Genomic DNA, 22,785 nt, shown 5'->3' on the forward strand with positions numbered 1-22,785 from the left:
ACGCTAGAAATGCGAGGTACCGCCGGTCCATGACGGATTGTGCGGAACCATGACCGTCGAATGGCGGGTTCCTGCCCGGTCTTGAGCCGTCGGCCGCCGTCCCGGCTGGGAGCCTTCGGCCACAAGGGAGGTGTGGGTGACCGTTCACGTCGCGGTCATGGACCCCGTACCGATGTTCCGGCATGGCGTCGTCGCGGCGTTGTCGCGCTTGGGCCACCTCGTCGAGGAGCCCGCTGACGCGGTCGCGTGGGCGCACGCGCGGCCGGGCGGGATGGTGCTGCTGACCATGCGCGCCGCCGAGGATCTCGACCAGGTGATCGCGCTGTGCGGAGTACGGCCGCGTCCACTCGTTGTCGCATTGCCCTCGGGTGAAGTCTCGTCGCTCGGAGTGCGGGCGTTGCGGGCCGGCGCCCGGTCGGTGGTGGCACACACGGCGGCAGTCCCGGTTTTGCAGAGGGCGGTGGCCGCGACGCTCGACGGCGAGACGGTCATGCCGGCTGACGTGGCCGCCCTCCTGGTGGCGGGCCGGGGCGGGCGGCCACCGCGTCGCTCGGCTCCCTCTCCGCAACAGACCGCCTGGTTGCGGCGGCTGTCCGAGGGGTGGACGGTAGCCGGCCTGGCAGCGGATGTCGGCTACTCCGAGCGGGCCATGTACCGGCTGCTCAAGGCGCTCTACCAGCAGATCGGCGCCCGCAGCCGGCTTGAGGCGATCATGCTGGCACGAGAGGAGGGTTGGCTCCAGAGTTAACCGGCGCGTCCCGGACGGATGCGTGCCAGCGCGCTGAGTACGGGCTCCAGGGCGGGGTCGCCGTTCGCCAAGGTCTCCACCATGAACCTCAGACGGTCGTCGAGCCCCGGCGTCGTCACGGTCGCCGACCTGGCTGCCGGTTCGGCGGTCTGCGCGCTTGTCGGCTCGGCCGGTTTCGGCCGTGCGCGGCTGAACGCCTCCACTGCCGTCGCCGGTTCCGCGTCGCTGAGAAGGACGGAGTAGCACCGGGCGATGCCGGTGAAGTCCCAGGCGGCGAGATCGTTCTCGTCCGCCCCGGTACGTCTGCTCGTCTCGGCGCGGAGCTGCTGGAAAAGGTCCCTCGCGGTGGCCGGGAAGTTAAGGCGGTGCGCGATGATGCCGCGCAGCGCCAGCTCGACGGTGTCCCGTCCGGCCACCCGGTACCGGGCCGACTCCTCGATCGCCGTGCGGGCCGCCAGAAAGTCGTCCAGGTGCACGTGGGTCAAGGCCAGCGTGGTGAGCGCCCGCCGCAGGTTGATCGGATCCCGGTACTCGCGCGCGACGTTGACGGCTCCTTGCGCCGCCGTCTGTGCATCGCCGTACAGGTCGCGGTAGAGGTGGAGGTTGGCGGTCGAGTCGAGCAAGTCAGCCCGGGCCGAGGGATCGGGTCGCTCTTGGACGAGTTCCTTGCAGTCGGCCAGCATCCTCAGTGCGTCCGGGATCTGGTCCAGCTCGGCGTACCACCGCACGAGGCGCAGCGCGGCGCCCGACGCGAGCGCGGAGTCGGTTCCGCGCGCGGCGCCGAAGGCGGCGAGAGCGTCCTCGGCGGCAAGCTGATACTCGCCGTGCCGCTGCCGGCAGTCGGCCAGCCCGAGCAGCGCGGCGGCGCGGTCGCCGTCGTCGCCGTCCTCGCCGGACAACCCCAGCGCCCACCTGTAGCGCTCCTCGGCATTCACAAGGTTGTCGTGTTCCCAGTACATGGAGCCCATGCCTATGTGGACGCGGCGAATCGCCTCGCGGTCCTGGTGCCGTTGGGCGATGGCGAGCGCGGCATCGTAGGCGTCCTCCGCCGAGGAGAGCTCGCCGCTGAATGAGTAGATATCCCCGAGAGCCGCAAGGTTGATCATCTCGCCCGCCCAGTCGTCCTCAAGCCGACCGCGCACGGCCTCCCGTTGGGTGCGCAGCTCGGCGCCGCTGCCCCAGACCTGCACCAGCTTGTCCATCGAATCGATGAGGCCGTGCGCCACCCCGTACATTCTGGCCCGAAGCCAGAGGTCGACGCGTGCGAAGTGCATATCCAGGTCGGCGATGCTCCGCACGTCTTCGACGTCCTTCTGCATGGCCGCCAACGCCTTGGCCGCTCGGATCCCCAGCTCGGCCAGGGCCGACAGCTCGCCGGCGCCCTGACCGTCCTGCGCCAGGCGCCCGAGGACGGCCTCGATCTCGTTCTTCCGCAGATACACGCGGCGGTCCCCGCGCTTCAGGACGAGGCGGGCCGCAACGAGCGCGCGCAGAGCTGGCCCTATCCGCGCGCCGGACATGTCCGGCTCCAGGACGCTGATGACGGTGTCGGTGTCGACCGGGACGCCGAGCGCCGCGACGGCCTCCGCGACCCGTTGCTGGTCGTCGGGCAGGCAGTCGACGAACATGCGCGCCAGGCGCTGGTGCATCTCGCCCAGCTCAACGGTGGACAGCCACGATGCGACCTCGTGAGCCGGTAGCGCGGGCGGCTCGCTGCTGAGGCACGCGTGCAGGAGTTCGGCGAGCCGGGGGTTCCCCTCCAGGCGGCCATGAACGCTCCGTAGCACGTCCTCTTCCAGACCTGTAAGGCCGTACCTTCCGTCGGGATCGAGCTTGGCGAAGTATTCGGCCAGGGACGGCGGCTCCAGCCCTTCGAGACTGATCCGGCACGCTGAATCCGTCCATGTCACACCCGTCGTCGCCACGGGCGGGTGCTGCGTCACGAAAACGACCTTGGCGAGCGACGGTCGTCGGCCCTGCACGGCGTCCAACGCCAGATCGAGCTGCGGGTCGCGCAGATGCCCCTCTTTGAGGAGGTTCTCGGCTGCGTCCAGCACGATCACCGGTCGGACGCCGCCGTCTCGCTTCAAACTATCCAGAGCCATCACCAGGCGTGCCGACGCGGACGGGCCAGCCACCTGGCTCGAACCGCGCGGCTCGATGTCCTTGAGCAGGGTCGGCACACCGATCTCCCCGTAGTGTGCGGCGTCGTGCCAGTGCACCGCCGAGGACTCGTCGTCCGGATCGCCCCGGCCCAGGTCGGCGAGGACCTTGCGGACCAACGCGGTCTTACCGATCCCGGGCGGGCCGCTGACCACGATCACGGATGTGACTTGGTCCTCCAGCGCCACGCGAAGACGACTGCTCAAATCGATCCGGTCGACGAAGTCCGACCCGCTCCTCGCCTGCTGGGCGGCCATGCGGCCGCTCTCAACGACGCCCCCGGCGTCGAAGAGCATGACCTCGCCCGCCTCCGAATCGATCGGGCCGAGCAGCAATCGGGTGAGTCGGCCTGCCAGCCGCGAGCACCATCGGCGGGCGTCCTTGGTGCCGGACGTGTAGGCACTGTGCAGCATCGCCTGCGCGAGGAGGGACACCTTCAGTTGCAAGTGCCAGTCCGACTCCCAGTTCTCCCGGACGACAAACCGCAGCGCCGGCTCGCGGAGCGCGTCTATGATCCTTCGCACCTCGCCAAGCATGCGGTCGTCGAGGCCGCCGTCGCGGCGGTTGCGCTCCAGATAGGTGAGATACGCCTCCTGGCTGCGGTCAGACGACGCCCCGATGCCGGGGGAGCAGAGTGAGAGCAACAGGGTGGCGAGATCCCGGCTTAGCGGTCCCCGCGGATCGTAGGCCTCCAGGTCGATCAGCCGGAAACCGTCCGGATGGACGTTCTTGTCGTACTCCGGCACGAGGATGTTGTCCCCGTGCAGATCACCATGCGTTCTTCCCACCAGATAGTGGATCTCCGCCTGGGCTCTGGGCAGGTCTTCGTCGAAGAGCCTCCATGGGTTCGGCAGCGGCGCGTCTTCGCCCCGCAGTTGCAGGAAGGCGGGCGCGAGCAGGCGGTGCCTTTCTGCCCACTCGCGTAGCCAGCCGCCCGGTCTGAAGCTCTCGCCGAGTTCGCAGCGCAGCAGCTCCGCTACCGTGGACTGCTCGGTGTCGTATTCCTCAGCGGCCCATTTCTCAAGAATCTCCGTCCACACCGTTTCGCAGGCTTGGGCGACCTGATCGGGTTTCACCTTCCCCAACGGGATTCCGTCGACCATCGACTGGCCGACCACGACGTCGTTTCCATCACATTTAACGGTCGGAAAGGCGATCTGGGCGAGGTGACGCTCGCCGAACTCCAGAGGCGATTCGTCCAGCGCCTGCTGGTGCAGCTGGCTTTGGCGTTTCTGGCCTGCCGACTTTCCCGGGCAGAATTTGATCACGCACCGGCGAGGTCGAGGCCTCGGACCGAGACTGGCGAGTATCGCCTTGGCCAGCCGGGCGCCGGAGTGGCCGCGCTCGATGGCCCTGACACTGCCGGCACGGATCCCGACATTCCCGTGCTGCAACCCCTCGATGATCGCCGTCGCGATCGCCGAGTCGTCGAACACCCGGGTCAGCTCCTGGTGGGCGGTGAGCTCCTGATCGGCGGTCATGACCGGGGAAACCGTCCTTCGACCAGCTGCATCCTGACCTGGAAATCGGCCTTGTCCCGGTCGTGGTGACGCTGGAAGAACCACGTCGGCAGGCGCGGCTGGAGCCGTCGCATATGAAAGAGCGTGTCCTGCACCTGCCGGGTGAAAAGCGCCAGCGTCGCGGGCGTGGCGAGCACCGGTGACGACGGGTCTTCAACGGCCGCACGCACCAACCCCAGCACGCGTAGCCGCTCCCGGGTGCTCGCCATCTGCGCCCGGTACATTTCCAGGCACAGGACCAGCAGGCCGAGCGAGGGCACGAACCATCCGGCGACCAATCTACTCACCGTTGCGCCAATGGCGAGCGTGAACAGCACGCCCGCGACGGACCACAGAACCAGAATTCCGAGCATCATTTGGGAGAAGCGGAGCCGGATGCGCGAGCCCCAGGCCAGGTTCTGCTCCAGGCAGAAGAGCACATCGTAGGGTGGCGCCGCGTTTGCCACGAGGTAATAGCCTCGCAGCCGGTTCTCGTCGCCGCGGAAACGCCGGCTGAGTTGGCTGACTTCGTCCTCGCCAACGCGATCCCCGACCGCGATGCGATTCCACGGCAGCCCGAGCAGGTCGGCGTCGAACATCTCCTGGAGCGTCGCGGCGGTCCGCAGATATCGCTCGGCCCAGGGCGCCATCACTCCTTTGTAAAGCGCCACCCAGAACGCGCCGATGAGGACGACCGCCGGGCCGTACTGTGAACCCGGCCCGATCAACAGGCCTGCGAGGGCCAAAACGATCGAGACGGTGAAACTCAAGGCCTGCGCGCGCTGGTTGTAAAGGTGAGTCACGGCGACGGCCTTGAGCAGGCGGATAGCCTCGACGCTGTCCTGCCGGTCGATGATGGGGTGGATACTCGTCACTGCCCCTCCCACGCATACCGGTCGACGCAGTGAGTGTCACACGGCCGATGGCCCCGCGGAACCACTGTGGCGCTACGTGGCCGCGCGGAATCCAAGCCTGGCCGGTTGGTGGGCCAGGGGCGGGCACCTAGGGCGTCCAAGGGCTTCATCGAGCATGTGTTCACCGGTGAGCAATACGCCCTGCGTTATCCCGGACAAAACGAAAGGATGGTGCTGGATTCCGTAGTGCCGCATGACGGCGCCGATGTTGTGCCTGTCGAAAACTATATGGCGGCGGCCTACTCGCGGTGGCCGCAGCGCTCAGTAGCGCGGCGCCGAGGCCACAACCGGACGACCGGGATCCGAGCGCCGACCTGGATGAGCTTGACGACGAACCTCAGTAGGTCCGCGCGTTGAAGGGCGGGAGCCGTTTGGCTTTCAGGATCGTGACAGCCTGTTTGGGAGTGCTTGGAGGGCTTGCGCGCCTCTGGTACGTGACCTCCAGCCGATTCACCTGTGCCGTGCGCCGCGGAGCTCGGCGTTGAGCCGCTCGACGGGGGCGGGTGGCGTCACGGTCGTCGGCCAGGCGACGCAAAGCTGGTCGGGGGCCGGCAGGGGCGGTCAGCCGGTCACGCGGCCGCACCGGCAGCCAGAACCTGCTCGCGAGCGGTGGCGGGATACAGCGCCAACGGGACGTCGCCAACCAGCGCATCGAGGACGCGTTGGCGTGATCGGCAACCACGGTGGAGAGGCTCCGGAGCGTTCCGGGGCCTCTCTTTGCGTATGGGCTGACCTGGGGAAACGCTACCCAAGGCGATCCGCGTATGTTCCGGGAACACTGCCGCGCGGCTGCGTTCGGTGGCATCTGGCTGCATCCGGCGCGACGACAGCAAGAGACGTTCTCGCAGGTCAGCGCATAGATGACCTGGTTGGGGTGGTGCGCCCGGCAGGATTTGAACCCGCGACCGTCGGATTAGGAGTCCGGAGCAAGGGCTGTCATCCGGTTGCCATGGGAGTTGGCGGCTGTTGCTCCATCCGCTTGTGCGCGGATACTGGCAGCTTTGAGAGGCGCTTCATGCCGCCTGCTGCTGATGCGTTTCGTGGCATACGAGCAAACAACGAGTGGACATGCGGTCCGTGCTGCTGCGGGCGTGCTCCGCTCCGAGCCGTGCAGCCGGCCTTGAGGTTGTCTCTCATCATTCATTGAGCTCTTTTCAACGTGATGCGGTCTCGCGGAGTTGAAGGGTGTGGATGGCTTTGGCGAGGCGGCCGGCGCGGTGGGGGCAGCAGCGCAGCTTGCGCAGGATGCGCCATGACTTGAGCTGGGCATTCGCGCGTTCGCCGGGTCCGCGGAGCCTGGCGTGTGCACGGTTGGCGTCCTTTTGCGGTTCGGGCTTGTCGCGTCCCTTGTAGGGCGTGAGGATGTGCGGGCCGGCGCCCTGGTAGGCCTTATCGGCCAGCACCGGCAGGCCGGTGGCGGCCAGTGCCCGGACGACGCCCCAGATCCTGGCCGCGGCCAGGTCGTGAACTGACCCGCGCAACGGTCCCGACACCCACAGCAGGCTCCCGTCCGGTGCGGCGATGACCTGGAGGTTCATGCCGTGGCGGCGGTGTTTCCCCGAGTAGTAGGGCCGGTCGGCGGCGACCCGGTCGATCGAGACCAAGGTGCCGTCCAGCAACAGGTACGGCAGGCCGTCCTTGACCGCTTTGGCCAGCGCCGCGCCGAGTTTGGGCGCGTGGGCGGCCAGTACGTCGACGGTCTCGTTGATGTAGCGCCATGCGGTGGTGGTGGAGACGGCGAATCCGGCGCCCAGTTCGGCGTAGGTCTCGCCCTTACGCAGGTAGACCAGGGTCATCAGTGCTTGCATGCCCGGGGGTAGGCGCCGGCCCTTGCTGCCGATGGCCCTTCGGTGGCGGCGGACCACACCGGTGGCGTAGGTCAGGGTCTGACGCGACAAAGGCAGCGAAGCACGGTACAAAAGCATGCGAGGCCTCTGGTGGGGACGGGGGTTGTGAGAGATCAACCGTCCTACCAGGGGCTTCTTGACGTCCGGCATCGTCCACGCCGTCCGCGATCATGCTGTGACCAGCGCCTCCGAAGCTGCCGCTGAAAAAGGCTCATTGACTCGTTCGATGAGCGCGCCCCTGAGTGGCTGCGGACCACTGCCGTCTGCGCTGGGAGAACGGCCCCACGGTGCTGTCCGAGCCGGTGGTGCCCGAACTGCCCCCGCCTGCGGGTGCAGATAAGAACGCCAGGATGTTGCGCTCCTGAATAGCCGGACTCCCCCCGCGTCCGCACCGGCACTGTACCCCGAGTGATGGCCAGCCTCCGCAACCTGGTCATCGCCCTCCAGCAAGCCATGGGGTGGACCAACCACGCAGCCGCCTGCGCCCACTACCGCGACCACCCTGACCACCCACTGCAGCTACTCGGTCTCGCGATATGAGACCGCATCGGCCCTGGTTTCCTTGGGGCCCCGGACACGGCGAGTCGGGGCCCTAAGGCCCTATTGAGCACTTCTCCAGCATTATAGATTTCCTTTCGCGGCGGGCGATCCGCCGGATCGGATTTCCGTGAGCGAGGAGCTCTGACACATGAAGAATGTGAAGATCACGGCCGTGGCCGGCGCTATGGGCGCGGTGGTCGTGACCGGCGGCTTTTGGGCGCTGAACAGCGGCGATGGGACAACGGAGGCGAAAAACGTCGCGAACGGCAACAGAATCGTCGGCGCCACGACCGATGGACTGGAGAATGGCACCACCGGAGCCGAGGGAACCGGCTCGAACAACACCGGCTCGAACAACACCGGCTCGAACAGCGCCGCCGCGCCCGACCGGCCCAGCGCCACGACCCAATTCGCCCGCGGCAAGGGCCCCTTCACCCATCAGAGCGATGAGGTCTATACCACCTACGAAGGGCAGGTGAGCTGCCTCCCAGGGAAGGCGTGGTCGATGGTCGCTGTCTTCCACGTCAGGGACGTGACCGCCGCCCGCGCCTACGTCAGCAAGATCGTGGCGACCTATCGGGCGCCGGTGACGTCGAAGCGCGTGACCCTGGGAGGCCAGCAGTTCTACCAGGCCGACGGAAAGCAGCTGCTGCGGAACGACGTCGCCAACATTGGCCTCATTCCGGCCGGCGGCAAGTGGACCCAGACGCACGTCGTCAACAGCTGGGTGAGTTTCGCTAAGGGGCCAGCCACCTTCCTGCGCAAGGCGCAGACCGGCCAGGCGCCGGGCACCAAGGAGGCCGTCTGGTGCGGCGGAACCGGCGGCCTGCAGATCAAGGTCCGGCCCCATTAGGCGAACCCCCGATGGGATGTCGTGCCCAGCCCAGGGCTGATGCGCTCTCATATTGCGAGAGCCCAGTAGTTGCAGTGCGTGGTCGGGGTGGGCGCGGTAGTGGTCGCAGGCGGCTGCGTGGTTGATCCAGCCCATGGTCTGTTGGAAGGCGATCGCCAGGTTGCGGAGGCGGCCATTACGCGTGGTGCTTGGTCTGCGCGGAGGCGGGAGGCGTCTTCGGCGAAGGTGACGTCGCGGATGTGGTGCAGAACCTCCAGCCGCCAGTGACCGCGGATGTGGCGGGCCGGTTCGGCCGGGCCGGCGCGTTCGGCGTTCAGGCCGGTGATGGCGTACAAGGTGGTGATGGTGGCCTTACCGGTCACGGTGTTTGAGGGCAACGCGTTTTCCGGACAGCTTCTTGATCGGTGATCTGCGGGCGAGGATCTACGCTGCACGACCTGCGGCATGGCGCGGCCACCATCCTGCTGCGCGCCGGACACGACCTGAGGTCGTGCAGGAGACGCTGGGGCTGTCGTCGATCACCATCGCCTCAGACACCTACACCAGCGTCCTGCCCGACCTGGCCCGCCAATCTGCCGAGGACGCCGCCGCCGTCATCCTCAACGCCCGCACCCAACCCGAGTGAACGGCAGCAACCGGCCGTGTCGTCCACTTGCCGGAGGCGTCACGCCGGTGACCGGCATGTGTTGACCATCGGACTCTTGACGTTGGTGTCCGCCCCCGAGCCGTTTCTGGGGGCGGACACCGACGCTCGTGCTGCGGGAGTAGTCGGCGGGTGGAGGCCGGCAACCGCCTGAGCCGGGGGCGTTCCAGCGGCCACAGGGGCTGCGGCCAGAGCGACGGTGGATGGGCGATTGCGGTGGAGCACGCTGGATGCGGCGACAGGTTCGCGACATCCGAGCGAACATCGAGCGAACACGGGGACGAAGCGGGACATAATTTGGGATCTTGGCAGTGGTAAGACTGCAGGTCAGGATGTGGCGCGCCCGGCAGGATTCGAACCCGCGACCGTCGGATTAGAAGTCCGATGCTCTGTCCAGCTGAGCTACGGGCGCTCGGCGCCCGGCGGGACGCCGGGACACAGTGTAAGGGTGCGCGTCGTCCGGCTCCACATCCATAACGGCGTTACCGCTGGGGCGGGGGTTCTATCTTGGGGTGCTGTGGCGGTGAACATTGAGGTGCCGCTCTCCGGCGGGGACGTTTCGGAGGGTGTGGTGCGGGTCGGGGAGACGGTGCGGCGGCCGCTGCGGGCGCACAGTCCGGCGGTTCACGGGCTGCTGCGGCACCTGGAGGACGTGGGGTTCGAGGCGCCGCGGGTGCTGGGGGTCGATGAGCTGGGGCGGGAGGTGCTCAGCTGGGTGCCGGGGGAGGTGCCGCACCGGCCGCTGGCGGCGGGTGTCGTCTCGGAGGACGTGTTGCGGGACGTGGGGCGGCTCCTGAGGCGGTACCACGACGCGGTCGCGTCGTACGAGGCGCCGGTGGGGGCGCCGTGGGACGCGGAGACGTCCAATGTGGACGGGGAGCCCGAGGTCATCGGGCATTGCGACGTGACGCCGGAGAACGTGGTCTTCCGGGGCGGGAGGCCCGTCGCTCTGATCGACTTCGACCTCGCGCGGCCCACGACGCGGGTGTTCGACGTGGTCACGGCGCTGCGGCACTGGGGGCCCATCGAGGATCCGGCCGATCGGGACGCCGTGCTCTACGGGGCGGACGTGGGCCGTAGGCTGCGGGTCTTCTGTGACGCGTACGGGCTTGACCGGGAGCGGCGGCGGGAGGTGCTGCCGGCGGCGCGGGTGAGGTTCGAGCGGTCCTATCGGGCCATGCGGGAAAGGGCTGAGCGTGGCGGGGGATGGGCGCGGATCTGGCAGGGGGGCGCCGGTCCCCGGATACGGCGGGCCCAGGACTGGCTGGAGCGGCACTGGGATGAGCTCGATGCGCGTCTCTGGTGAGGGGCTGGTTCTCGGGGTCGCGCTGGACGCCGTTCTCGGGGACCCGAAACGGTGGCATCCCGTGGCCGGGTTCGGCCGGGTGGCGTCGGCGGCGGAACGCCGGGTGTATGGGGATTCGCGCTGGCGGGGTGTTGTGTATGTCGGGGCTCTGGTGGGGGCCGCCGGGGTCGCAGGGGTCGTCCTTGAGCGGGTGAGCCGGCGGCCTGTGGTGCATTGTGTCGTTACCGCGGGCGTCACCTGGGCCGTGCTAGGCGGGACGTCCTTGGGACGTGAGGGGCTCTACATGGCGCGGGTGCTGGAGCGGGGGGACGTGGGGGCGGCCAGGGAGCGGCTTTCGCATCTGTGCGCGCGGGACCCGCGGGGGCTGGACGCGCGCGATCTGAGCCGTGCGGTGGTGGAGTCGGTGGCCGAGAACACGTCGGACGCGTCGATCGCGCCTCTGGTGTGGGGGGCGGTGGCGGGCATTCCGGGGCTGCTGATGTACCGGGCCGTCAACACGCTTGACGCGATGGTCGGGTATCGGAGTCCGAGGTACGAGCGGTTCGGGTGGGCGGCGGCGAAGCTCGATGATGTCGCGAACTGGGTTCCGGCCAGGGTGACGGGGGGATTGGTCGCTCTTTGCTCGGGGCGGGAGGCCTGGCGTGTTCTGCGGAGGGACGGGGGGAAGCATCCGAGTCCCAATGCCGGGCGCTGCGAGGCCGCTTTCGCTGGGGCGCTCGGGGTGAGGTTGGGCGGTGCCAACGCCTACGGCGGACGGGTCGAGCGGCGTCCCGAGATGGGGGACGGCCGGGCGCCCGAGGTCAGGGACATCCGGAGGGCCGTCAAGCTTTCGGCGGCGGTGACGTTCGCGGCGGCGGCCGTGGTCTGGAGCGTGCGGTGAGCGGGCTTCTGGTAGCGGGGACCACGTCAGACGCGGGCAAGAGCGTCGTCACGGCGGGGCTGTGCAGGTGGCTGGCACGGCAGGGCGTGAAGGTCGCGCCGTTCAAGGCCCAGAACATGTCGCTGAACTCGATGGTGACGAGCGATGGGGCGGAGATCGGGCGGGCGCAGTACATGCAGGCGCAGGCCGCGGGTGTGGAGCCGGTCGCGCAGATGAATCCGGTGCTGCTCAAGCCCGGAAGCGACCGCAGAAGCCAGGTCGTGGTGCTGGGGCAGCCCGTCGCGGAGGTCGACGCTCTCCAGTACGGGGCGCACAAGGAATGGCTCAAGGGCGTCGTGCTGGAGAGTCTCGAGGAGCTGCGGGCCAAGTACGACGTTGTCGTGTGCGAGGGGGCCGGGAGTCCCGCCGAGATCAATCTGCGGGGCGGCGACATCGTGAACATGGGGCTGGCGCGGGCCGCGAACCTGCCGGTTGTGGTGGTCGGTGACATCGACCGGGGCGGTGTCTTCGCGTCGCTCTACGGCACGGTCGCCTTGCTGGAGCCCGCGGACCAGGCGCTGATCGCCGGGTTCGTCATCAACAAGTTCCGGGGGGCGGAGGAACTTCTCGCGCCGGGGCTGGAGCAGCTCGCGATGCTCACCGGGCGGCCGACGCTGGGAGTGCTGCCCTGGAAACTCGGCCTGTATCTCGATTCCGAGGACACCCTGGCCCTGGACGCGCCGAGACCCGATGCGAAAGGGCCTTACGGGAAAGAGACCCTGCGCGTCGCCGTCGTCCGGTTCCCGCGCATCTCCAATTTCACGGACATGGACGCTCTGGCCTGCGAGCCAGGCGTCGTCGTCCGGTACGCGGCGAGTGCCGGCGATCTGGCCGAGGCCGATCTGGTGGTGCTCCCGGGGACCCGGGCGACGGTCGCCGATCTGGCGTGGCTTCGCGACCGGGGAATGGCCGGGGAGATCAGGAGAAGGGCCGAGGAGGGACGGCCGGTCCTCGGCATCTGCGGCGGCTACCAGATGCTCGCCGAGGAGATCGTGGACGGTGTCGAGTCCAAGGAGGAGAGAGCAGAGGGGCTCGGCCTCCTTCCCGCGAGAGTCGAATTCAAGAAGGAGAAGACTCTCGGGCGGCCTACGGGAAGCGCCTATGGCGAGACCGTGCACGCCTACGAAATCCACCACGGCATCGTGACCGCGGAAGGGGAGCCTTTCCTCGACGGATGCCGGAAGGGCGCCGTGTGGGGGACGACCTGGCACGGCGCGATGGAGAACGACGGCTTCCGGAGGGCGTTCCTCGCGGACGTCGCCCGGACGGCGGAACGGGAGTTCGTCCCGGCCCCGGACGTGTCGTTCGAGGCGCTGAGGGAGGCGACGCTGGACGCGCTCGGCGACCTCGTCGAGGAGCACATGGACACCGACGCCGTGTGGCGGATCATCGAGGGCGGCGCGCCGGGGGGCCTGCCCGTCGTCCCGCCCGGCGGAGCCCCGGAACCGCCCTCCGCGGCGGTAGGGTGATCCACTCGTGAACACAGGCGCACGCAGGCAGAGCACCAGGAGGAACGCCCCGTGACCGACCCGCGGTCCAAGCTGATCGTCCCGCTGATGAAGGCGCGGGTGCCGGCCGAGGTCCAGCTGGAGTTCCCGCTCCCGGCGGACGAGGAGCCGATCCGCGACCCGTTCGCCGCCGACCTGTACGTCACCTACGCGGTGGAGATCGCCGACGAGGGCGCCCCCGGCGGCCGCCGCTACGAGCACGTGGCGCGCCGGCACTGCGCCGACCTCGGGGTGGCGCAGGGCGAGCTGCGCCGCCACGCCGTGATCAACCTGCGCGACCTGCGTCCCGAGCTGAGCCTCAGCTGGTACCCGGACGTGCGCGCCGTGACGGTCTCGCTGGGCGCGTCCGCGCGCGGCGGGGGCCTGGAGTCGGGCCTGCTGCTGGACGAGGGGTTCCTGGAGAAGCTGGCGCAGGACGTGGAGGGCGACCTCGTCGTCGCGGCGCCCGCGCGGGACGTGTTCGTCGCGTCCGGCACCGGGCACCCGGACGGCGTCGACAAGCTCCGCTGGGCGGTCGCGCAGGTCTGGGCCGAGGACCGCGGGGACGACGGCGCCGACCCGGAGTGGGACGTCCCCGCCGGGAGCCTCCTCACGCACAACCTCCTGGTCCGCCGCGGCGGCACCTGGGACGTCCTCACGGACTGAGCCCGTCCCGGCCCCCGGAAAAACCGGGTGAGACGCCATGACCGGGATGCGTAATCTGCGGGTCATGGTGTCGACTCATCAGCTTCTTGCGTTCTCCGCGATGGCGCTGGCGATCATCCTGATCCCCGGGCCGTCCGTCCTGTTCGTCGTCGGCCGCGCGCTGGCGCACGGCCGGCGCACCGCGCTCGCGGGGGTGGTCGGCGGGGTGCTCGCCGCCCTGGTGCTGACCTCGGCGGTCGCGGTGGGCATCGGATCGGTCGTGGAACGCTCCGTCGTCGTGTTCACCGCGCTGAAGATCGTGGGGGCGGTCTACATCGTCTACCTCGGCGTGCAGGCCATCCGGCACCGGCGCTCACTCCAGGAGGCGATCGCCGGGAGCGAGGCGGACCGCGGGGGCGGCAGGGCCCTGCTCCAGGGCTTCTTCGTGGGCATCACCAACCCGAAGACGACCGTGTTCTTCGCGGCCGTCCTCCCGCAGTTCGTGGTGCGTGAGAACGGCCACGTCGAACTCCAGATGATGGTGTTCGGCGCGATCTTCGCGGTGATCGCGCTGTGCTGCGACAGCGTGTGGGGGATCGCGGCGGGGACGGCCCGCGACTGGTTCGCCCGCTCGCCGCGCTGCCTCGCGGCGATCGGCGGCACCGGCGGGCTGATGATGATCGGCCTCGGCGTCACCGTCGCGGCGACGGGCCGCAAGGACTGAGGCCCGGCTGGACCCGCGTCCCGCGCGGCGCGGTCAGGGCCCGGCGGTGCTGATCACGGCGCCGCTGCCGACGAACAGCCCGGCGCCGATCGCGCCCCCGATCGCGAGCATCGTCATGTGGCGGCGGCGCAGTCCGGCGCGGTCACCGCTCTCGGACATCACGGCAACGGTAGGTGACCTGCGCGGATGCGTCCGACGGGGGTCAGACCCCGCAGAGCGCGAAGTCGTCGAAGACCGCCTGCGGCCATCCGGTGGCGCCCGCGTTGCGGACGACGAGCAGGCCGCTGTTACCGGGAACGCTGCTCGGCGGGGTGGCGGCGGACGAGGCGACGGGCTTCCCGTTCACCCACATGGCGAGGTCGATGTTGCCGTCCTCGCGCTTGACGCAGGCGACCTGGAGGCGGTCGGTGCCGCGCGGCTTGGGGACGGTGCCGGTCGTCACCGTCTGCGCCTGCCAGGTGGACAGCTTGGCGATGCGCGCGCGCCCGTCCGAGCTGAGGAGGAACGCGTAGCCGAAGCCTCCGTGGCAGTACACGCCCGCCTCGCCGAAGGCGTCCTTCGGTGTCACCTCGGCCTCGATGAGCTGGGAGTCGGGGATCCTGCCCGCCGGAGCGTCGACGGTCGTGCGCGCGGCCTTCGGCAGGACGTGGATCTCGTACTTCCGGTCGCGGTAGGCCGCGTCGAACACGGGGGTGGCGGCCGTCTTCCAGCCGGAGTCCACGTCGTTGAACCGGTCGTCGAAGATCTTGTCCTTGACCTCCGGCGGTTCGTCGCCGAGGACGGAGGCCGAGCCGGGGCCCGAGGCGTCCGGGGCGTCCTCGCCGCCCGGGATGTTGAGGGCTCCGATCACGGCGGAGACGGCGAGGACCGCGCCGGTCGCGACGATGAGCAGGCCCCGGTTGCGGTGCGGCGACGGCCTCCTCGCAGCGGCCGCCGGGACCTCCGCGCCGACCGGACGCGTCGGCGGCACGGAGTCGACGCTCGTCAGAAGCGCGGGCGCAGGCGCGGGCGCGGGCTCCGGCTCCGAAGCGGGCGGAGTCGCGGGCGGCTCGTCCCGGCCGGTCAGCGCCTGGAGCAGCTGGTTCACCGTCGGACGGTCGGCGGGGTCCTTGGCCAGCGACCGGGCCACCAGGTCGCGGACGGCCGGGTCGAGGCCGTCCAGGTCGGGGTCGCCGGACGTCACCCGGCTGATGACCTCCGGGAGCGTCCCGCCGCCGAACGGGGCGCGCCCGGTGCCCGCGTAGGCGACGACGCAGCCCCAGGAGAACACGTCGGCGGCGGGCGTGATCTTCCGCTCGTGCATCAGTTCGGGCGCGATGTAGGCGGGCGTGCCGACGAACTGGCCGGTCCTGGTCGGGCCCTCGGTGGCGTCCAGGGCCCGGGCGATGCCGAAGTCGATCACGCGCGGCCCGGTCGGGGACAGCAGCACGTTGGACGGCTTGAGGTCGCGGTGCACGATCCCGGCGCCGTGGATCGCGCCCAGCGCCGTCGCGATGTTGACCGCGAGGGCCTCCAGGTCGCCGCCGCGCAGCGGGCCGCCGGTCTTGACGGCCTCCTCGACGGACGGCCCGTTGACGTACTCGGTCACCACGTACAGCGGGTCGCCGTCGAGGCGCGCGTCCAGGACGGCGGCCGTGCAGAACCGGCTGACCTGCCGCGCCGCCGTCACCTCGCTGCGAAACCGGTCGTGGAACGCCTCGTCGTCGGCCAGCTCCGCGTTGATGACCTTGACCGCGACCCGCCGTCCCGACTCGTCCTCGCCGAGGTAGACGGTGCCCATGCCGCCCCGGCCGAGGCGGGCGGTGAGCACGTACGGGCCGAGCAGCCGCGGGTCTCGGTCGCGGAGGGGCGCCTGCATGGCTCGACTCCCGGGGGGTGGAGAGGGGCTGTGATTCAGTCTGTCGTACGGTCAGTCTCTTTGACGCCCGATCATGGGGCATCAGTTCACCGGACAGCGGGAGGAAATGTGGACGTGACGGCGGACGTGCTCGGCCCCGGGTACGAGGCGATCGAACTGCCGATGGGCCGCGACGCGGAGGGCGAGGTCGTGGCGACGCTCGTGCGGCGCCGGGGCGGCGGCGACCCGTCCCGGCGGGCGGTGCTCTACCTGCACGGCTTCGTCGACTACTTCTTCCAGCGGCACCTCGCGGACTTCTACGTCGAGCTCGGCTTCGACTTCTACGCGCTCGACCTGCGCAAGTACGGGCGCTCGCTGCGCCCGCACCAGACCCCGAACTACGTCGAGAGCCTGTCGGACTACTTCCCGGAGATCGACGAGGCGGTGCGGATCGTCCGGGACGTGGACGGGCACGACACGCTGCTGCTGAACGGCCACTCGACCGGAGGCCTGGTCGCCGCGCTGTGGGCCGACAGGGCCAGGGGCAAGGGCCTGGTCGACGGAGTGTTCCTCAACAGCCCGTTCCTGGACCTCGCCGAGCCGCTGGTGATGCGCAAGGTCGGCGCGGGCCTGGCGCGGGCGCTGCGTCCCCGGTTCCCGAAGGCGAAGCTGCCCGCGGGCGTGTCCGACCGGTACCCGCGCAGCATCCACCGCGAGCACGAGGGCGAGTGGGAGTTCGACCTCGCCTGGAAGCCGCTCGCCGGGTTCCCGGTGCGGGCCGCGTGGCTGGCGGCCGTCCGCCGGGGGCAGCTGCGCCTGCACCGCGGCCTGGACGTCGACGTCCCGGTGCTGGTCATGGCGTCGACGCGCAGCGTCCGCCCGACCCGCAGGGTGCTGGACGTGACGGGCGCCGACGCCGTCCTGGACGTCGAGCACATGGCGAGGTGGGCGCCGCGGATCGGGCGGCACGTCACGCTCGTGCGGATCGAGGGCGGCCTGCACGACCTGGTGCTGTCCGCGGAACCGGCCCGCTCGCAGGTCTTCGTGGAGCTGGCCCGCTGGACGAACGGCTACCTGCCGGACCGGCCGGCCCCCCGGCCTAGCTGAGGATCTTCGACAGGTCGAAGTCGTCGAAGTCGACGATGATCTGCTGCGCGGCGTTGCCGCCCCGGATGACCTCCAGACCGGCCTTGCCGTTGCCGAGCGGCTGGTCGGTGTCGGTCTTGTCGATGGCCAGATGGCCGTTCACCCAGAGCCGCAGCCGGACCTGCTTGCCGTCGTCGCCGCTCTCGCACGCGATCTGGAGCTTGTTGGACTCGCCCTCGGAGTAGCCGGGGACCGAGTCGGGGTTGTCGAGCTCCTTGGTGCCGCGGTCCTTGGTGGCCTTGCGGAGCACCGCGCCCTTGCCGTCGTTGCGGACCAGGAACATGTAGTAGTTGTCGTCGGCCGAGCGGCAGTAGAGCCCGTACATGCCGTCGGGGGACCCCTCGGCCACCTTGGCGCTGACCGTGGCCAGCATCGGGTCGGGGGCGAAGTCGTCCTTGGGCACGTCGCGCCCCATCGTGCCCAAGGTGCCGTAGGTCTGGATCCGGTAGGCGCCGTTGGTGTAGCTGTACTGCTCGCTGAAGCTGCCCCAGCCGGAACTGTCGCTGGAGAACTCGTCGCTGAACGTCGTGGCCAGGTCGTCGGGCGGGCCGTCCGGGCGCAGGGCGAGGAACCCGACGACGGCGAGCAGGACGACGGCGGCCGCGACGGCGCCCCCGATGACCAGAGGGCGCCGGGAACGCCCGCCGCCCGGGCGGGGGGCGGGATGCGCGTCCTGGCGGGTGGCGCCGGTCCCCGGCGGCGCCGCGACCGGCGGGGTCGGCTGCTGGAAGGTGGCCTGGGCCGTCCGCGCCTGGACGGTCGGCTCGCTCGCGGGTCCGTGCCAGCTCGCCTGGACGGTCTCGGCGAGCCTCGCCGGGTCGGCCTGGCCGTTGCCGACGAGCCGTCCGAGCAGGTCCTGGACGGTCGGCCGCCGGCGCGGGTCCTTGTCGAGCGCGGCGGCGACGACGTCGCGCAGTGCGGGGTCGAGCCCGTCGAGCTTCGGCTCCTCGTGGACGACGCGGTAGAAGATCTCCGGGACCGTGGTGCCCGCGAACGGGGGGTGCCCCGTCCCGGCGTAGGCGACGACGCAGCCCCACGAGAACACGTCGGAGGCTGAGGAGACCGGCTCGCCGCGCAGCAGCTCGGGCGGCAGGTAGTTCGGGGTGCCGACGAACTGGCCGGTGCGGGTGGGGCCGTCGGCGGCGTCGAGGGCGCGGGCGATGCCGAAGTCGATGACGCGGGGGCCGGTGGAGGACAGCAGGACGTTGGCGGGTTTGAGGTCGCGGTGCACGATCCCGGCGCCGTGGATGGCGGCGAGCGCGGTGGCGACGCCGACCGCGAGGCCCTCCAGGTCGGAGCCGGGCAGCGGACCGCGCTCGGAGACGGCCTTCTCCAGGCTCGGCCCGTCGATGTACTCGGTGACGACGTACAGGGGGTCGGTGTCCAGCTCGGCGTCCATCACGGGCGCGGTGCAGAACCGGCGGACCTGCCGCGCGGCGGTCACCTCGCGCCGGAACCGCTCCCGGAACGTGCCCTCGCCCGCGAGCTCCCGGTTGATCATCTTTACGGCGACGCGGCGCCCGGCGCTGTCCTCGCCGAGGTAGACCGTCCCCATGCCGCCCCGGCCGAGCCGCCCGACCAGCCGGTAGGGGCCGAGCTCTCCGGGGTCGCCGGGGCGCAGGGTCTCGCCGTTCTCTCCTGCGTGCGTGGTCATCATGATCCTGAGGGGCGTCGGGAGTCTTTGTGGTTGAACCCTAGCGGTCCACGATAATTCGGACGCGCCAAGCCGTCAGTGCGTTCGGCGTGCGCGCGGAAGAGTGCGGAAGGGCGGCAGCTTCTCGCCGGTGAGCCCGAACGCGTACGCCACGACCCGGCTGGACCAGCGCTGGCAGCCGACGACCAGCGCGTACAGGGCGCGCGGGTAGCGGCCGGTGAACGGGATGACCAGCCAGCTGAGCAGCATGACGACCACCAGGGCCGCGTACATGAGCAGCATCACGACCAGGTGCGGGACCACCAGCAGGCCCCTGAGCAGGGTGAGCCAGCGCCGCGGGCCGCGCCACGCGGCCGGGAACGGCAGGTCGACGAGGACCGTCTCCTCGCCCGGACCGGGTTCGCGCACCGCGGGCGCCGGCGCCGGGGCCTCCGGCGCGGGCCTGGGCGCCGGGACCTCGACGGCCGCCGGCCGGCCCGCGTCCGGGGCGGGGGCCGGCTCCGCGGCCGGATCCGGCCCCCGCCACGACGCCGAGATCGTCTCCACGGCCTGGGTGAGGTCGGCCTTCTCCTGCCCGACGAGCAGGGTGAGCAGCCGCCGCGCCGTCGGCCGGTCGCGCGGGTCCTTGCCGAGCGCGGCGGCGACGATGTCGCGCAGCCGCGGGTCCAGGCCGGTGAGGTCGGGCTCGTCGTGCTCGATGCGGCGGAACGTCTCGGCGACGGAGCCGCCCTGGAACGGGGGGCGCCCCGTCCCGGCGTAGGCGACCACGCAGCCCCACGAGAACACGTCCGACGCCTGCTCGACCGGCTCGCCCCGCAGAACCTCGGGCGCGATGTAAGACGGGGTGCCGACGAACTGGCCGGTGCGGGTGGGGCCGTCGGCGGCGTCGAGGGCGCGGGCGATGCCGAAGTCGATGACGCGGGGGCCGGTGGAGGACAGCAGGACGTTGGCGGGTTTGAGGTCGCGGTGCACGATCCCGGCGCCGTGGATGGCGGCGAGCGCGGTGGCGACGCCGACCGCGAGGCCCTCCAGGTCGGAGCCGGGCAGCGGACCGCGCTCGGAGACGGCCTTCTCCAGGCTCGGCCCGTCGATGTACTCGGTGACGATGTACGGCGGGTCCTGGTCGAGCTCGGCGTCGATCACGGGCGCGGTGCAGAACCGGTGGACGCGCCGCGCGGCGGTCACCTCGCGGCGGAACCGGGCGAGGAACGCCGGCTCCCCGGCCAGCTCGCGGTTGACGACCTTCACCGCGACCCGCCGGCCGTCGGGCTCGGCGGCCAGGTAGACCGTCCCCATGCCGCCGCGGCCGAGCCGCCCGAGCAGGCGGTACGGGCCGAGAACGCGGGGTTCGTCGTGCTCCAGCGGTCCGGCGGCGTACGTCGTCATGGGGGGGCGGCGCTCCTTGTAAGATCGTCTGTCGGGGGCCAGCCTAGGGGAGGCGGCGGGAACCCGGCGGGACGGTCAGGGGATCAGCAGGAGCTTGCCGGTGCTGCGCCTGGCCTCCAGATCGGCGTGCGCGGCGGCGGCCTCGGCGAGGTCGTAGCGGCGGCCGACGTGGACCTTCACGGCCCCCGACTCCACCCACGCGTAGACGTCGGCGGCGCGCTCCAGCAACTCCTCGCGCTTCTCGACGTAGTGGGCGAGGGACGGCCGGGTCAGGAACACCGACCCGGCCCGGTTGAGGCGCTGCGGGTCGAACGGCGGGACCGGGCCGCCCGCCGCCCCGTACAGGGCCAGGGTGCCGCGCCGCCGGAGGCTCTCCAGGCTCCCGTCGAACGTGGGAGCGCCGACGCCGTCGTACACCACGGCGACGCCCTCGCCGCCGGTGAGCTCCCGCACGCGCTCGGGGAACCCGTCATAGCCCATCGTGGCGTCCGCGCCCGCGTCCTTCGCCAGCTTCTCCTTCTCCGGGGTGGACGCCGTCGCGATCACCCGGGCGCCGAGGGAGACGGCCGCCTGCGTGAGCAGCAGCCCCATCCCGCCCGCCGCCGCGTGCACGAGGACGGTGTCGCCCTCCCGGACCGGATACGTCGACCTGGTCAGGTAGTGCGCGGTCATGCCCTGCAGCAGCGACGCCGCCGCGTCCTCCAGGCTCACCCCGCCGGGCACGGGGACGACCTTGTCCGCCGGGACGACGGCCTTCTCCGCGTAGCCGCCCTGCACGTTCGCCCACGCGACGCGGTCGCCCGCCGAGAACTCCCGGACGCCCTCGCCGACCGCCGCGACCGTCCCGGCCGCCTCGACGCCCGGCGTGTAGGGGGTCTCCTGCGGGTAGGCGCCGGTCCGGTAGTACACGTCGATGAAGTTGATCCCGGCCGCCGCGACGTCGATCAGCACCTCGCCGGGCCCGGGCTCCGGGGCGGGGCGCTCGGACGCCTCCAGGACCTCCGGGCCGCCGGGGCGGGTGATGACGATCGCGCGCATGTCGTTCTCCTGACGGTCGGTTCGCGGTGACGTTCCGGGAGAACCCGGGGTCCTCGGAAGCTATTCCACGGGAGGGGCGCTCACACCCAGTCGCGCATGGTCCGGCTGACGAGCGTCACGGCCTCCTCCACGCGGGCGGCGACCGTCCCGGGGTCCCAGATGTCGTGGCGGGCGCAGTCCTCGAACGCGACCTTGGTCGCGGCCAGGTAGAACGACACGACGATCCGCGGCCGCAGGTCCTGCTCCATGTCGACGCCCTCGCGGCGCGCGATCTCGGTGGCGAGCGCCTCCGCCGACGCCGAGTACCGCGCCATCTGCGCCGCCATCAGCGACGGCGTCGCCTCGATCACCTGCCGGACGCGGCGGAACCGGGCGCTGTCGGCGGGGTCGCTCTCGGCGATCGTGCGCAGCACGACGCGCAGCGACTCGAACAGCGCGGTGAACGGCCGCTCCTCGGGGGGACGGGCCGCGAGGGCCTCCTCCAGCACCTGGTCGTGCTCGGTGAGGAAGCTCGTGACCACGTCCTCCTTGGTGCCGAAGTAGCGGAAGAAGGTGCGCTGCGACACCTCGACCGCCGCCACGATCTCGTCGATCGTCGTCGCCTCGTACCCCTGGGCGAGGAACAGGTCCAGGGCCGCGTCGATGAGCGCGAGGCGGGTCCGCTGCTTCTTGCGCTCGCGGAGCCCGGCCAGGGCGCGGTCCTGCTCGGCACCGTGCCCGTGGACGCGGTGGTGTGTGTGGCCTGACGGGTCGCCGGCGGGGACGGCGCTCATCGGCTCGCTCCTTCTTTTTTGGCTGACGCGGGCGATGCCCGCCTCACAGAGGCTTTTATCACGGACGGCCCCTCCGCATGCGGGCCAGGTTCCGAGGACCGGAAACCATCCGCGCGGTGATTGGCCCGTATCCGGACGGCGCGTTACACCGCTTCTGCGGACCATCCCCTGGCGGGCGGGGTACACCCGTCCCCACTCTTGGGATTCTCCCCGCACGGCCGCCGGATCGGAGTCATGCTGAGGACCGGTCACCAACCGTCGCCGGAGGATCGCTCAAGGTCATGACGGCGGCTCGGATCGGCTGAGGCGGCTGATGTGTCTGTAGTCGGTGGGCGGGAGATCGCCGAGATGCGCCGGCGTCACCTCGCGGCGCTCGCGCGCGAGGTCGAGGCCCGGGGCCTGGCCTGGCGGTTCGCCGGGCCCGGGGAGTCCCTGCTGGCCGTCTACGTGCCGGGCACGGGACGCCACGTGATCGTTCTCGCCACCCCGTGCGGCGACGGCTGGTACTACCTGTGGCCGGCGGGGGGCATGGCCGACGCCGACCGCCCCGCCGAGGTGGCCGACCGCGTCCGCGCGCTTCTCGGCTGACCCCGCCTTGCTCCCCGGGCCCGGGGTTCCCTAGACTCATGCTCCGAACGTTTGTTCGAGAACGAGGTCCGCATG

Annotated in this window: 19 protein-coding genes and 1 tRNA gene; 10 read left to right on the top strand and 10 right to left on the bottom strand. The window is 70.7% G+C overall.

Annotated elements, in window-relative coordinates; translation table 11 throughout:
• Positions 1–136 precede the first annotated feature (136 nt).
• On the top strand, positions 137–748 hold the full coding sequence (locus tag BJY14_RS31150; protein WP_179846879.1) for a helix-turn-helix transcriptional regulator: 612 nt from the start codon (positions 137–139) through the stop codon (positions 746–748).
• Here BJY14_RS31150 and BJY14_RS31155 read toward each other — a convergent pair.
• From BJY14_RS31155 to BJY14_RS31165, 3 genes are all read right to left on the bottom strand, one after another.
• Positions 745–4,392 carry an ATP-binding protein gene (locus tag BJY14_RS31155; RefSeq protein WP_179846880.1) on the bottom strand — a complete coding sequence of 1,216 codons (3,648 nt, stop codon included), beginning with the start codon at positions 4,390–4,392 and terminating at the stop codon, positions 745–747. The genes BJY14_RS31150 and BJY14_RS31155 overlap by 4 nt on opposite strands.
• Complete coding sequence (locus BJY14_RS31160) at positions 4,389–5,285, bottom strand: S-4TM family putative pore-forming effector (protein WP_179846881.1); 897 nt, start codon at positions 5,283–5,285, stop codon at positions 4,389–4,391. The genes BJY14_RS31155 and BJY14_RS31160 overlap by 4 nt, the downstream gene beginning before the upstream one ends.
• 1,193 nt (positions 5,286–6,478) lie before the next feature.
• Entirely contained in the window at positions 6,479–7,249 is a 771-nt protein-coding gene (locus BJY14_RS31165) for a transposase family protein (protein ID WP_179846882.1), read from the bottom strand.
• Between the two features lie 610 nt (positions 7,250–7,859).
• On the opposite strand from BJY14_RS31165, the gene BJY14_RS31170 reads away from it, so the two are divergent.
• On the top strand, positions 7,860–8,564 hold the full coding sequence (locus BJY14_RS31170; protein WP_179846883.1) for a hypothetical protein: 705 nt from the start codon (positions 7,860–7,862) through the stop codon (positions 8,562–8,564).
• A gap of 490 nt (positions 8,565–9,054) precedes the next feature.
• Positions 9,055–9,189: a hypothetical protein gene (locus tag BJY14_RS46780; protein ID WP_281382147.1), complete on the top strand. Its 135-nt coding sequence runs from the start codon at positions 9,055–9,057 to the stop codon at positions 9,187–9,189.
• 353 nt (positions 9,190–9,542) lie between these two features.
• Here the strand turns inward: BJY14_RS46780 and BJY14_RS31175 are convergent.
• Positions 9,543–9,619, bottom strand: a tRNA-Arg gene (locus tag BJY14_RS31175).
• 105 nt (positions 9,620–9,724) lie between these two features.
• Between BJY14_RS31175 and BJY14_RS31180 the strand changes: the two genes are divergently transcribed.
• The 5 genes from BJY14_RS31180 (at position 9,725) to BJY14_RS31200 (ending at position 14,288) form a co-directional block, all read left to right on the top strand.
• Positions 9,725–10,513: a phosphotransferase enzyme family protein gene (locus BJY14_RS31180; RefSeq protein WP_179846884.1), complete on the top strand. Its 789-nt coding sequence runs from the start codon at positions 9,725–9,727 to the stop codon at positions 10,511–10,513.
• Complete coding sequence (locus BJY14_RS31185) at positions 10,497–11,393, top strand: cobalamin biosynthesis protein (RefSeq protein WP_179849746.1); 897 nt, start codon at positions 10,497–10,499, stop codon at positions 11,391–11,393. Before BJY14_RS31180 ends, BJY14_RS31185 begins: the two co-directional genes overlap by 17 nt.
• Positions 11,390–12,901: a cobyric acid synthase gene (locus BJY14_RS31190; protein WP_179846885.1), complete on the top strand. Its 1,512-nt coding sequence runs from the start codon at positions 11,390–11,392 to the stop codon at positions 12,899–12,901. The genes BJY14_RS31185 and BJY14_RS31190 overlap by 4 nt, the downstream gene beginning before the upstream one ends.
• Before the next feature lie 51 nt (positions 12,902–12,952).
• A complete protein-coding gene (locus BJY14_RS31195; RefSeq protein WP_258945541.1) occupies positions 12,953–13,585 on the top strand; it encodes a DUF1444 domain-containing protein in 633 nt (210 codons plus the stop codon).
• Between the two features lie 64 nt (positions 13,586–13,649).
• Positions 13,650–14,288: a LysE family translocator gene (locus BJY14_RS31200; protein ID WP_179846886.1), complete on the top strand. Its 639-nt coding sequence runs from the start codon at positions 13,650–13,652 to the stop codon at positions 14,286–14,288.
• Positions 14,289–14,321: 33 nt separating this feature from the next.
• Here the strand turns inward: BJY14_RS31200 and BJY14_RS46785 are convergent, their stop codons facing one another.
• Positions 14,322–14,447 (bottom strand): hypothetical protein, encoded by a 126-nt coding sequence (locus BJY14_RS46785; protein WP_281382148.1) that lies wholly within the window; start codon positions 14,445–14,447, stop codon positions 14,322–14,324.
• A gap of 43 nt (positions 14,448–14,490) precedes the next feature.
• Entirely contained in the window at positions 14,491–16,146 is a 1,656-nt protein-coding gene (locus tag BJY14_RS44600) for a serine/threonine-protein kinase (RefSeq protein ID WP_218905670.1), read from the bottom strand.
• A gap of 108 nt (positions 16,147–16,254) precedes the next feature.
• Between BJY14_RS44600 and BJY14_RS31210 the strand changes: the two genes are divergently transcribed.
• Entirely contained in the window at positions 16,255–17,232 is a 978-nt protein-coding gene (locus BJY14_RS31210) for an alpha/beta hydrolase (RefSeq protein WP_312879483.1), read from the top strand.
• Here BJY14_RS31210 and BJY14_RS31215 read toward each other — a convergent pair.
• The 4 genes from BJY14_RS31215 to BJY14_RS31230 all read right to left on the bottom strand — a co-directional run bounded on the left by BJY14_RS31215 (position 17,225) and on the right by BJY14_RS31230 (position 22,122).
• Entirely contained in the window at positions 17,225–18,928 is a 1,704-nt protein-coding gene (locus BJY14_RS31215) for a serine/threonine-protein kinase (protein WP_218905671.1), read from the bottom strand. The genes BJY14_RS31210 and BJY14_RS31215 overlap by 8 nt on opposite strands.
• 72 nt (positions 18,929–19,000) lie before the next feature.
• Entirely contained in the window at positions 19,001–20,311 is a 1,311-nt protein-coding gene (locus BJY14_RS31220) for a DUF4389 domain-containing protein (RefSeq protein ID WP_179846888.1), read from the bottom strand.
• Between the two features lie 75 nt (positions 20,312–20,386).
• The gene (locus BJY14_RS31225) at positions 20,387–21,349 is read right to left on the bottom strand and encodes a quinone oxidoreductase family protein (RefSeq protein WP_179846889.1); all 963 of its coding nucleotides are present in this window, start codon (positions 21,347–21,349) and stop codon (positions 20,387–20,389) included.
• Between the two features lie 80 nt (positions 21,350–21,429).
• Positions 21,430–22,122 carry a TetR family transcriptional regulator gene (locus tag BJY14_RS31230; protein WP_179846890.1) on the bottom strand — a complete coding sequence of 231 codons (693 nt, stop codon included), beginning with the start codon at positions 22,120–22,122 and terminating at the stop codon, positions 21,430–21,432.
• 315 nt (positions 22,123–22,437) lie between these two features.
• Here BJY14_RS31230 and BJY14_RS31235 point away from each other — a divergent pair, with 315 nt between their 5' ends.
• Complete coding sequence (locus BJY14_RS31235; RefSeq protein WP_258945532.1) at positions 22,438–22,710, top strand: hypothetical protein; 273 nt, start codon at positions 22,438–22,440, stop codon at positions 22,708–22,710.
• Positions 22,711–22,785 lie beyond the last annotated feature (75 nt).

Source organism: Actinomadura luteofluorescens (assembly GCF_013409365.1).
Taxonomy (GTDB): Bacteria; Actinomycetota; Actinomycetes; order Streptosporangiales; family Streptosporangiaceae; genus Spirillospora; species Spirillospora luteofluorescens.

Coding starts and splice junctions, on each gene's coding strand:
- BJY14_RS44600 (WP_218905670.1), bottom strand. CDS start 16,146: ATGCAGGCGCCCCTCCGCGACCGAGACCCGCGGCTGCTCGGCCCGTAC.
- BJY14_RS31215 (WP_218905671.1), bottom strand. CDS start 18,928: ATGATGACCACGCACGCAGGAGAGAACGGCGAGACCCTGCGCCCCGGC.
- BJY14_RS31230 (WP_179846890.1), bottom strand. CDS start 22,122: ATGAGCGCCGTCCCCGCCGGCGACCCGTCAGGCCACACACACCACCGC.
- BJY14_RS31155 (WP_179846880.1), bottom strand. CDS start 4,392: ATGACCGCCGATCAGGAGCTCACCGCCCACCAGGAGCTGACCCGGGTG.
- BJY14_RS31170 (WP_179846883.1), top strand. CDS start 7,860: ATGAAGAATGTGAAGATCACGGCCGTGGCCGGCGCTATGGGCGCGGTG.
- BJY14_RS31220 (WP_179846888.1), bottom strand. CDS start 20,311: ATGACGACGTACGCCGCCGGACCGCTGGAGCACGACGAACCCCGCGTT.
- BJY14_RS31165 (WP_179846882.1), bottom strand. CDS start 7,249: ATGCTTTTGTACCGTGCTTCGCTGCCTTTGTCGCGTCAGACCCTGACC.
- BJY14_RS46785 (WP_281382148.1), bottom strand. CDS start 14,447: ATGTCCGAGAGCGGTGACCGCGCCGGACTGCGCCGCCGCCACATGACG.
- BJY14_RS31225 (WP_179846889.1), bottom strand. CDS start 21,349: ATGCGCGCGATCGTCATCACCCGCCCCGGCGGCCCGGAGGTCCTGGAG.
- BJY14_RS31185 (WP_179849746.1), top strand. CDS start 10,497: ATGCGCGTCTCTGGTGAGGGGCTGGTTCTCGGGGTCGCGCTGGACGCC.
- BJY14_RS31200 (WP_179846886.1), top strand. CDS start 13,650: ATGGTGTCGACTCATCAGCTTCTTGCGTTCTCCGCGATGGCGCTGGCG.